The 10,109-nt window shown below is 68.2% G+C and carries 8 protein-coding genes and 1 pseudogene; 2 read left to right on the top strand and 7 right to left on the bottom strand.

Features of this window, described 5'->3' with window-relative positions; translation table 11 throughout:
* Nucleotides 1–109: 109 nt before the first annotated feature.
* From EUC46_RS08575 to EUC46_RS08555, 5 genes are all read right to left on the bottom strand, one after another.
* Nucleotides 110–847, bottom strand: coding sequence for a hypothetical protein (locus tag EUC46_RS08575; protein WP_128773757.1), 738 nt, complete (start codon nucleotides 845–847; stop codon nucleotides 110–112).
* Entirely contained in the window at nucleotides 847–1,599 is a 753-nt protein-coding gene (locus tag EUC46_RS08570) for an ABC transporter ATP-binding protein (protein ID WP_128773756.1), read from the bottom strand. Before EUC46_RS08570 ends, EUC46_RS08575 begins: the two co-directional genes overlap by 1 nt.
* Nucleotides 1,596–1,982 (bottom strand): GntR family transcriptional regulator, encoded by a 387-nt coding sequence (locus tag EUC46_RS08565; RefSeq protein WP_128773755.1) that lies wholly within the window; start codon nucleotides 1,980–1,982, stop codon nucleotides 1,596–1,598. Before EUC46_RS08565 ends, EUC46_RS08570 begins: the two co-directional genes overlap by 4 nt.
* A 238-nt stretch (nucleotides 1,983–2,220) precedes the next feature.
* Nucleotides 2,221–3,216 carry an electron transfer flavoprotein subunit alpha/FixB family protein gene (locus tag EUC46_RS08560; protein ID WP_128773754.1) on the bottom strand — a complete coding sequence of 332 codons (996 nt, stop codon included), beginning with the start codon at nucleotides 3,214–3,216 and terminating at the stop codon, nucleotides 2,221–2,223.
* Between the two features lie 47 nt (nucleotides 3,217–3,263).
* Nucleotides 3,264–4,046: an electron transfer flavoprotein subunit beta/FixA family protein gene (locus EUC46_RS08555; protein ID WP_128773753.1), complete on the bottom strand. Its 783-nt coding sequence runs from the start codon at nucleotides 4,044–4,046 to the stop codon at nucleotides 3,264–3,266.
* A 258-nt stretch (nucleotides 4,047–4,304) separates the two neighbouring features.
* On the opposite strand from EUC46_RS08555, the gene glgX reads away from it, so the two are divergent.
* The gene (gene glgX, locus EUC46_RS08550) at nucleotides 4,305–6,668 is read left to right on the top strand and encodes a glycogen debranching protein GlgX (protein WP_128773752.1); all 2,364 of its coding nucleotides are present in this window, start codon (nucleotides 4,305–4,307) and stop codon (nucleotides 6,666–6,668) included.
* Nucleotides 6,669–6,778: 110 nt separating this feature from the next.
* Here the strand turns inward: glgX and EUC46_RS08545 are convergent, their stop codons facing one another.
* Together EUC46_RS08545 and EUC46_RS13525 are read right to left on the bottom strand one after the other, a co-directional pair.
* Nucleotides 6,779–8,089, bottom strand: a complete 1,311-nt coding sequence (locus tag EUC46_RS08545; protein WP_128773751.1) for a hypothetical protein — start codon at nucleotides 8,087–8,089, stop codon at nucleotides 6,779–6,781.
* Nucleotides 8,090–8,671: 582 nt separating this feature from the next.
* Nucleotides 8,672–8,863, bottom strand: a pseudogene (locus EUC46_RS13525) (variant leucine-rich repeat-containing protein); the annotation flags it as partial.
* 94 nt (nucleotides 8,864–8,957) lie between these two features.
* On the opposite strand from EUC46_RS13525, the gene trpS reads away from it, so the two are divergent.
* Nucleotides 8,958–10,070, top strand: coding sequence for a tryptophan--tRNA ligase (gene trpS / locus EUC46_RS08540; protein WP_128773750.1), 1,113 nt, complete (start codon nucleotides 8,958–8,960; stop codon nucleotides 10,068–10,070).
* Nucleotides 10,071–10,109 lie beyond the last annotated feature (39 nt).

Genomic DNA, 10,109 nt, shown 5'->3' with positions numbered 1-10,109 from the left:
GACCACCACCATCCGACGCTTCATCGACACCTACAACAAGACCTGCAAACCCTTCTCCTGGACCAAGCCCGCCGACCAGATACTCAAGAAAGCCAAGCGCCCAACTACTTCAGAAACACGACACTAGGACCACGGGGTCGCTGTTGGTGCGCATTGCCTCGATCATCATGGGGAGCATGGTGCGGGTAGTGAAACCGCCGTTGATCAGATCAATGCTCAGGGGGAAGAACAGCATGGAGACGAGGGCGACGACCTGGTTGACCAGGTAGAGGACGACGAAGCCGATCATGGGCGCCCCAAAACCGAGGTGATTCCACCGGCCCTGGGCGCCAATACTCATGACCGAGGCGCACTGGACGACGAAGACCACCATGGAGATGAGCGTGGAGGCGCCCATGAAGACCACGCCCTCGGTGCTCGCCATCCCCACCATGAGGCGCAGCGGCTCCAGCAGTTCACCCAGACTCACCCCCATGGTCCGGGCCATTGCAGCGGCCCAGACGAGCAGCAATAGCGCAGAGGCGAGGATGGTGACGAGAGCGGCGGCCAGGGCGTAAAGAACCTTGGCGGCGAAAACGGTTCGGCCGCGCACGGGCAGGCTCATGGTGAAGTACCCGCGTCCGCCGTACATGGACTGCCAGTACTCCACGGCGATCTGGATCAGCGCAATCATGGGCATAACGATTATGGCAGCGACCGCCATGACGAACAGCAGTGAGGTCACTTTCGGGATATCAAGCAGGGTCAAGGCCAGGGAGCCGAGGCACACCAGGGCGGCAAGCCCGGCTCCAGCGGCATTACGACCCCCCAGGGTGCGGGCCTCTTGGGCGAACAGAGCGGCGAACATTAGCGGTACTCCTTACGGAACAGTGCGTCCAGGCTCATGGCTGTGGCCTGGCGCAGGTCATCGGCGTCGCCGGCCAGCAGCAGGCGCCCGTCCTTAATGAAGATTGCCGAATCAATAATGGGCTCAATGTCGGCGATGAGGTGGGTGGAGATGAGCATGAGGGCGTCCGAGTCGAAGTCCTGCAGAATGCCGGACATAATGACGTCGCGGGCGGCGGGGTCGATGCCGGAGATGGGCTCGTCCAAGAGGTAGACGCGAGCGCGCCGGGACATGGCCAGGCTAATGCGCAGCTTCTCCCCCATGCCCTTACTCATCTCCTTGATCCGCTGATCCGCGGGAAGCTTGAAGAAATGCACGAGCTCGGCGGCCTTGTCGGCGTCGAAGTCTGCAAAGAAACGCTTGTAGAGGGCGATGGCGGCGGTCGGGGTCAGAGTGGGGGCGAGGAAATCGGCGTCGGGCAGGAAGGAGACCATTGCCTTGGTGGCGGGTCCGGGCTCGCGTCCGGCGATGGCCACTTTCCCCTCATAGTCGGCCAGGACGCCGGCGAGAATCTTCAGCAGGGTGGTCTTGCCCGAGCCATTGGCGCCCATGAGACCCACGATTCGACCCGCCGGCAGGTCGAGGGTGAGGTCCTTTAAGGCCGGGCGACCGCGGTAGGCCTTGGTCAGGTGCGAGACGGTCACCAGGGGGACGGCGCCGTCGGGCGAGTCAATAGAGGTGAAGGCGCTGGTCAGGTCCGGGTCTGCGCTCATGAGGCGTCTCCTGGGGTCGGGCCGCCGTGGATGGACCAGCGCTGCTGGAGGAGCTCAGTGGTCTCGCCCAGGTCCATCCCCATGGCGGCAACGGTTTCGATATAGGTGTCGGTGGTGGCGGTGGCCAGTCGGTGGCGGACTGCGGCAACGACGGTGACGTCCGTGGTCACGAAGCGGCCGGCGGTTCGCTCGGTGACGGTCAGTCCCGCCCTGTCGAGCTCGGACAGGGCCCGTTGGACCGTGTTGGGGTTGACGCCCGCGTCCGTCGCGAGCTCGCGCACGCTGGGGATCTTGGCGCCGGGCGGCCAGCGGCCGGAGACGATCCGGCGGCGGAAGTCGTCGACCAACTGGACCCAAATGGGGCGGGAGCCATCGAGCTTCATAGGACTCCTTGGTGGCCGGGCGGACAGACGGGCTCACAACCCATCTGTATTACTGCATTAATACAGTGGCACAGATGATGGGTTCTGTCAACGTCCAGCGCCTCCCGCCGGTGTCGGCCCGCCGCCCCACCGGGCGCTCACGAACGGGCCGCTGCCCGTACGCCCCGGACGCCCCCAGCGCGCCGCCCCGCCTGGGACATCCCAGGCGGGGCGGTCAGTCTGCGGGCGGCGATTCGCCTCAACCGCGCAGGCGCGTCAACTCCTCAACGAGCTGGGGGACGACCTCAGCGACATCCCCGACGACGCCATAGTCGGCCATCTCGAAAATCGGCGCCTCCGAGTCGTCGCAGACCGCCACAATGGTGCCGGCGCCCTGAATGCCAGAGGTGTGGTGGACGGCGCCGGAGACGCCCAGGCCAACGTACAGCCGCGGTGAGACCGTTTCCCCGGTCTGACCGATCTGCGCTGAGCGCTCGATCCAACCTTCGTCGCAGGCCACACGCGTAGCACCCACCGCCGCACCCAGCGGCTCGGCCAGAGAGCGGACCAGATCGAAGTCGCCGTCGACGCCGCGGCCGCCCACCACCACAGTGCGGGCCTCGGCCAGCCCCGGCCCTTCCGAGCCGGCGGCGCGCTCACTGGACACCAGGCGCACAGCCGCCGCCTGAGGGGACAACTCCACCTTGAGGGCCTCCAGTTGCGCCGGCGCGGCCGCCGGGTCGGCGACCGCCTCAATCGCCCCGGGGCGCAGGGCGATGACGGGCGTCTCCTCGGGGCGCGGCGCCACTGAGATGGTGGTGGACCAGGAGCCGGAGAGGACCAGTTTGGAGGCGCGCAGTTCGCCGTCGACCACCTCGAGCTCGGCGACATCGCAGGCGCAGGCGGAGCCCAGCACGACCGCTGCGCGCCCAGCGAGCTCCTTGCCGCGGTAGTCGCTGACGACCAGGACAGCGGCGGGATGGACCACCCTGACCGCCGCCACAACGGCGTCGGCTCCGGCGGCCGCCAGCGCCGCGGCCCGGCCGAGGTCGGCACTGAGCACCCGGGTGGCTCCGGCGGCGGCGAGCTGGGTCAGGGCCCGGGGGTCGATCTGTTCCAGGACCAGGGCGACAACGTCCTGATCGGTCAGCGAGCGGGCCGCGGTCAGCAGCTCCAGGGAGGGGCCGGTGGGCATGGCGGGACCGGCCTCGGAGATATCGAGGTCGGCCAGCACGAGCACGGGGGCGTCGAGCATGGGATCAGCTTCTTTCTTCAGGAGGTTGAGCCGGGGCGCGGGGCGGCTCAGACGAGCTTGTTGTCCACCAGCCAGGCGGCCAGGTCCCGGCCCGCCTCGCCCGCGTCGGTGCGAATAATGCCGGCCTGGCGAGCCGGTCTCTCCTCGTAGTGGACCACCGGCAGGACGGGGCCGGCGCTGGGCTCCAGACCGAGCTCATTGAGGTCCCATAGCTCCACGGGCTTCTTCTTGGCGGCGCGCATGGCCGCGAAGTTGGGGTAACGCGGCTCGTTAGCCTGGTCGGTGACCGACACCAGGGCCGGCAGGGGGGCGCTGAGCGTCTGGCGCACGCTCCCCCAGGAACGGGTAATGGTCGCGGTCGCGCCCTCCACCTCCAGGCAGGAGGCCAGGGTCAGGGCCGGCACCTCGAGCGCAGCCGCGAGTGCGCCGGGCAGCATGGAGGTCATGGCGTCCAGGGAGGCCATGCCGGTGACGATCAGGTCGACGTCGCCGGTGCCGCTGCTCGCCCCGCCAATGCGGGCGATGGCCGCGGCCAGGGTCTTGGCGGTGGCCACGACGTCGGCGCCGGCCAGGGAGTCGTCACTGACCACAACACCGGAGTCGGCGCCCATCTGAAGGGCGCGGCGCACGCTGTCCTCAGCGTCCTCGGGTCCCATGGTCAGTGCAATCACCTCGCCGCCGAGCTCTTCGGCAATGGAGACGGCGGCCTCGATGGCATTCTCATCGAGCTCATTGAGGACATCGTCCTCGCCGCGCACGAGGCGCCCGTCCTCCAGGCGCCGCTCGGACTGCACGTCGGGGACGTGCTTGATGCAGACCACGGTTTTCATGCCCCCAAGGTTGCCATAACCGGGGCCGCACTCCGATGAGCGCTGGATCACCTGGGACACCCCGGCCGCGGCCCCACTGCTAAGACGATATGTCAATCGAAAACCATAGCGAATGGCGAGAACCGCGTATTGCCGCGCTCAAGTGAGCGTGGAGAAGGGCCCTGCTCCGGCGCCGCCGGCCGGAGCGGCACGGGGATTAAGAATTCATCCCTCCACGACGGCTCGCCGAGTTGGCCAGCATGGAGTTGAGTCGCGACAATGGAGCCCATGTCCTATCCACCCCTTACCGAGGCAGCACCGCTAGCCGCCTGCGACGCCACCAACCGCAGCCGCGTGGGTGCGACCCTGGCAGGGGACGGCACAGACTTCGTCATCGTCGCCCCGCACGCCCGGGCCGTCGACCTGTGCCTGGTTCAAACTGACGCCGAGGGGGCCATCACCAGCGAGCGGCGAATCGGGATGCACGGCCCCCTCCACGGGGCCTGGAGCGCCCACGTGCCCGGGGTGGGTGCGGGCCAGCGCTACGGTTACCGCGTTCACGGCGAGTGGAACCCCTCCGAGGGCCTGCTCCACAACCCCCGCAAACTGCTCATCGACCCCTACGCCAGATCCTTGGCCGGTCAAACCCTCCTATCCCCTGAGGTCTACGCGCACGCCGTCGATAAGGATTTGGCCCCCACTTTCGTGCCCTTCAGCCCCTCCGCCCTGGACTCTGCGGGCTTCGTGAGCCTGAGCGTGGTCACCGGCCCCTCCTTCCCGGTGGTCCCCGGACCGCGAATCCCCTGGAATCGCACGGTCGTCTACGAGACCCACGTTAAAGGACTGACACTCAACCTCCCCGGTGTGCCCGAGCACCTGCGCGGCACCTACGCGGGCTTGGCCCATCCGGCCACCATCTCCCACCTGAAATCCCTGGGCGTGACCACCATTGAACTGCTGCCCATTCACGCGGCCTTCTCCGAGGCGTTCCTCCAGCTCAAGAACCGCACGAACTACTGGGGCTACTCGACCCTGAGCTACTTCGCCCCCGAACCCTCCTACGCCACGGCCGCCGCCCAGGCCTCCGGGCCCCAGGCCATCCTTGACGAGGTCCGCGGCATGGTCTCCCTCCTGCACGAGGCGGGCCTGGAGGTCGTCATGGACGTGGTCTACAACCACACCTGCGAGGGCGGCATGGACGGGCCCTCACTGTCTCTGCGCGGCCTGGGCAACTTGGAGTACTACCTGCACGCGCCGCACCGCCCAGCCGGGTACGTGGACGTCACGGGCACCGGCAACACCGTGGACTTCCGTTCCACCCGCGCCGTCCAGCTGGTCCTGGACTCGCTGCGCTACTGGGCCGGTGACGTCGGCGTCGACGGCTTCCGCTTCGACCTGGCCGTGACGCTGGGCCGCAACGCCGCGGAGTTCACCCCGCGCCACCCGCTGCTCGTCGGCATGGCGGTCGACCCGGTCCTCAGCGATGTCAAGCTCATTGCCGAGCCCTGGGACATAGGCCCCGGCGGCTGGCGCACCGGGGAGTTCCCCTCCCCCTTTCACGACTGGAACGACCGCTACCGGGGCACAGTGCGCTCCTTCTGGCTGCACGACGCCTCAGAGATGTCCAAGGGCCGCCCGGGCTCCGATCTGCGCGACCTGGCCACGCGCCTGTCCGGCAGCGCCGATGTGTTCATTCACGGCGAGTACCCCGGCGGGCGCGGCCCGCTGGCGAGCATCAACTTCGTCACCGCTCACGACGGCTTCACCCTGCGGGATTTGACCTGCTACGACCACAAGCACAACTTGGCCAACGGTGAGGACAACCGCGACGGCACTGACGACAACCGCTCGTGGAATCACAACTTCGAGGGCCCCGTCCCCGAGGGTTTGGACGGCGGGCCGATCGAGGTGCTGCGCCGCCGTTCAGCCCGCAACTTGCTGGGCACCCTGCTCATTAGTGCCGGCACCCCCATGCTGCTGGGCGGTGACGAGATGGGCCGCACGCAGGGCGGTAACAACAACTCCTACTGCCAGGACTCCCCCATCTCCTGGTACAACTGGGACCTGGAGGCCTGGCAGAAGGACCTGGTGGCCACCACCCGCTTCCTCATCCGGCTGCGCGATGAGCATCCGGTGCTCCGTCCGGACCGTTTCGCCACCGGCATGGTCCCTGAGGATGACACTCTGCCGGACCTGTCCTGGTATCGGGCCGACGCCATGCACATGAGTGCCCAGGACTGGCACGACTGCCACACCCGGGTGGTACAGATGCTGCGATCGGGAGCCAGCTGGGGCGACGACGACCTGCTGGTGGTCATTAACGGCTCACTGGACCAGGTCGACGTGGTCCTGCCCAATGGGCACAACACCGACTGGCACCTGATATGGGATTCCACCTGGGCGGTGCCGCGCCCGCGCACCTCGGCCTTCGCCCTGGCCCGACGGGTGTTCCGCACCGAGGCCGCCGCCCGCGCGGTGTGTCATGGGCGCTCGCGGGGCCCGCGGGCCGGGACCACCGACTGCCGTCAGGACCGGCCCGGTGATACCACGACCATGGATCCCCTGAGCCTGAGGATCTACCTGTCCGGGGAGCTCCTGGGGCCGGCTCCCCGCGACCAGGACGAGATGGCCACTGCCGGCTAGCCAGTCGGGCAGGATTACTGTTTCGACCGAGGAGCCCATCGGCTGCCGGCGGACTCCTCGGCGGGGCGCGTCGTAGCCGGATTGTCGCCGCCCCTTGGGGCGGGCGGCGCTCAATCCTCGGGGAGGAAGCCCACGAGCTCGCCGTTCTGGTTGGCGACGACGAGCCTGGAGTAGAGCGCCGTGACTGTTCCCGCCACGGTGCTGCTGGGCGCGTTCGACTTGGTGGAGGCGGTCGTCACCTGTGCCCCGCTCGGGCCCTGAAGCAGGATGACGGACGCCCCATCATCGGCCTTCCCGTCCAGCAGGGTCAGTGTGACTGGGCAGGTGCCCGAGCCATCAGCCAGGCTCGTAATGTCCACTTCCCGGCCCTCGACAGTCCATGTCGCACAGTCGGCGCCGGCCGACGGGAGCACGACATTGACCTGTTGCGCTCCTTGGTAGAGGTTCCACGTCCCCCTCGCAGCGGCCTGAGCCCCGTCCTCCACAAGGGCGTTGAACTCCTCTTCGCTGAAAACGCTCGGGCTCCCCAGGAGATGCACCGGGCGCCCGGCGTCGACCTCGTAGGGTGCTGACGGCGACGCACCCGCGGCGTCGTAGAACTGGGCGCGGCCGGCCTCGGCCTCAATCAGAAACACCCCCTGACCGGACCCGGCGAGGAGCACCTGGGCATCCTGCGCGCCGCGCAGGACCTCCTGGCCAGTGGCCCACTCCAGGAGCACCGTCTCACCGCTGGTGGCGTCCTGCGCCCGCAGGAGTCGGCTATTGACCTGCTCAACATTGCGGAAAGGACCCGGCGAAGACCATAACGGCGTCGAGTGGTTCACCATCCAGACTGAGAGCGCTCCCTCCGGCCGGCCGTCAGAGCCCGTGCCCTCCACAAAAAGCGCCCAAGAACTGCGTTGAGCAACCAGGCGGCCAGTGGCATTGGTGCTGACCTCATCGGTTGCCGCGCTCTGGGAGCCCTGCCCCTGCTCGTCCTCTGAGACACTGATCTGCGTGCTCCCGCACCACAGGGACCTGGCCCCCAGGGCCCACCCCTGGGGGCAGGGGCCCGACCATATCTGAACCGGCCCCTCCTCGGCGCCATCCCCCATGTCCCATAGCCCCACAGAACCGTCGGCGAGCTCGGCGGCAATCAGGTTCCCGCCCTCAGAGTCCTCAACCCGACTCCCGGGAGCCAGGCCCGGGATCCGCCAGGCCTCGGTGAAACCGGAGGCGAAATCGGGGTCAAGACGGGCTGGATCCAAAATCCAAGTGCCGTAGCGGAGCCAGCCCAAGGACGGAGTGCGCACATCTAATCCCGGGATGGTCGAGGGCCGCACGCTCGGGGCGTGGCTGGTGCTCTGGCCGTCAAGACCAAGCATCCCGATGCAACCCCGCCCTAGGCCCAGGATCAGGACAATGACCGCCAGTACTGCCACCCAGGATCCAGAACTCTTTCTCTGCTGCGCTTTTCTCCGCTGCGCCGTAGCCTGGCCGCTCCGGCGGCGCTGCGCGGCGGGAGCGGCCGAGCCGCGCTGGCCGGGCGCTGTCCCTCTGGACGCCTTCCCTCCCTGGGGTCCCCTACCCGCCCCGGGGCCGCCGCCCCAGGGCGGCGCCGACTGCCCCCGGCCGTCAGAGGGACAACTGCGATCACCGCCGTCCCGGGGCGGCGGTGACTGGCCCTGGGGCGGCCCTGAGGCCTGGAAGCGATTCGGCGGCGCCTCCGGCGCCCTGAACGCCTCAGGCTGGGGCGCCTCGGCCGGCTTATGGCCGCGGGGGTGCCGGGTCCTGGCCCGCCTACCGCCGGCCGCCCGCCGCCTGGGGGGCTGAGAGGGCTGGGAGCCCCAGGAATAGATGGGAACCGGGGGCAGCAGGCGCACACCATTACTGAGGTCCCAGTCATCCTGGTCGCCCACAGCCCCCAATGGCCCACCCTCAACGACACCGAGGGGGCCTTGGGAGTCTGTTGCGACCTGCCTGAGGGATGAGCGGGACCCGGCCGTGGGCGTCTGTCGATGCGCAAGGATCTCTTGGACCTGAGCAGACCCGTAGGAACGCATGACTCCCAGCACCGTTTCCGGCGTGGACGGGTTGGCGGCCAGGACGGGCCACAGATCAACACGGGAGACGGCAATGCGCTCCAGGGTGAAGTCCAGGGCCGTCGGATCTGCCGCGGCGAGGGCATCAAGGTCATCAGGCGGACTCGGGACCATGGGGGTCATTCTATGGTGTGCCATACCCTCCCCGCTGAGCCGGGGGTCAGGGACGCCGGGGAGAACTGCCCACGAGTCCGCATAGGATGTCACCATGACATTGACCTCCACCGCTGGCGAGGATGCGCTGGCCAACGCCACCAATGAAGCCTCGCTGGCCCGCTCGATCGCCCGCAGCCAGGAAATCAGGGCGGACCTGGTCGTCAATCCCGGCCGCTACCGCATGCTCACGGGGGTGCGCCCCACCGGGCACATGCACCTGGGCCACTACTTCGGCACCATGCACTCCTGGAAGACCATCCAGGACATGGGCATCGACACCTGGATCCTAGTGGCCGACTACCAGGTCATTACCGACCGCGACGCCCTGGGACCCCTGCGCGAGCGAGTCCTGTCCCTGGTGGCCGACACCCTCGCCGTGGGCGTGGACCCGCAGCGCTCCACCGTCTTCGCCCACTCGGCCGTGCCAGCGGCCAACCAGCTCATGCTGCCCTTCCTGTCCCTCGTCACCGAGGCCGAACTGCACCGCAACCCCACGGTCAAGGCCGAGTTGGAGGCCACCGACGGGCGGGCCATGAGTGGGCTGCTGCTGACCTACCCGGTCCACCAGGCGGCCGACATTCTCTTCTGCCAGGCCAACCTGGTGCCGGTGGGCAAGGACCAGCTCCCCCACCTGGAGCAGGCCCGCCTCATCGCCCAGCGCTTCGACAAGCGCTACGGGCGCGCAGTCAAGGACCATCCGGTCTTCCGCCGTCCCGAGGCGCTGCTCAGTGAGGCGCCGTTGCTCCTGGGCCTCGATGGGGAGAAGATGAGTAAGTCGCGCCGCAACACCATTGAGTTGCGCATGAGCGCCGATGAGACCGCCAGGCTCCTGAGGAAGGCTAAGACGGACTCTGAGAGGGTCATCACCTACAACCCGGCGGACCGTCCCGAGGTCTCCAACTTGCTTATGCTCGCCTCCTTGTGCGGGGCCGGAACACCCCGGGAGATCGCCGAGCGCGTCGGCGATGGCGGCGCCGGCACCCTTAAGAAGGTGACCACTGAGGCTGTCAACGAGTTCCTCGCCCCCGTTCGGGCCCGCCGCACCGAGCTGGCGGCCAATGAGGATTATCTTGTGGAGGTCCTGCACGCCGGCAACGAGCGGGCGCGTGAGGTTGCCGGGCAGACCCTTGACGCCGTGCGCGCCGCCATGCACATGAACTACTGAGACTGCTGAGACCGCAGCCGCAGGCATGAGGCGGCGGCC

The organism is Actinomyces oricola, assembly GCF_004104015.1.
Lineage (GTDB): Bacteria > Actinomycetota > Actinomycetes > Actinomycetales > Actinomycetaceae > Actinomyces > Actinomyces oricola.
Note: the sequence above shows the minus strand (reverse complement) of the source record. Positions and strands in the feature narration are given on the sequence as shown.

Excerpts from the sequence above, each read along its gene's own strand:
- EUC46_RS08575 (WP_128773757.1), bottom strand. The coding sequence starts at position 847 with ATGTTCGCCGCTCTGTTCGCCCAAGAGGCCCGCACCCTGGGGGGTCGT.
- trpS (WP_128773750.1), top strand. The coding sequence starts at position 8,958 with ATGACATTGACCTCCACCGCTGGCGAGGATGCGCTGGCCAACGCCACC.
- EUC46_RS08555 (WP_128773753.1), bottom strand. The coding sequence starts at position 4,046 with ATGAAAACCGTGGTCTGCATCAAGCACGTCCCCGACGTGCAGTCCGAG.
- EUC46_RS08565 (WP_128773755.1), bottom strand. The coding sequence starts at position 1,982 with ATGAAGCTCGATGGCTCCCGCCCCATTTGGGTCCAGTTGGTCGACGAC.
- EUC46_RS08570 (WP_128773756.1), bottom strand. The coding sequence starts at position 1,599 with ATGAGCGCAGACCCGGACCTGACCAGCGCCTTCACCTCTATTGACTCG.
- glgX (WP_128773752.1), top strand. The coding sequence starts at position 4,305 with ATGGAGCCCATGTCCTATCCACCCCTTACCGAGGCAGCACCGCTAGCC.
- EUC46_RS08560 (WP_128773754.1), bottom strand. The coding sequence starts at position 3,216 with ATGCTCGACGCCCCCGTGCTCGTGCTGGCCGACCTCGATATCTCCGAG.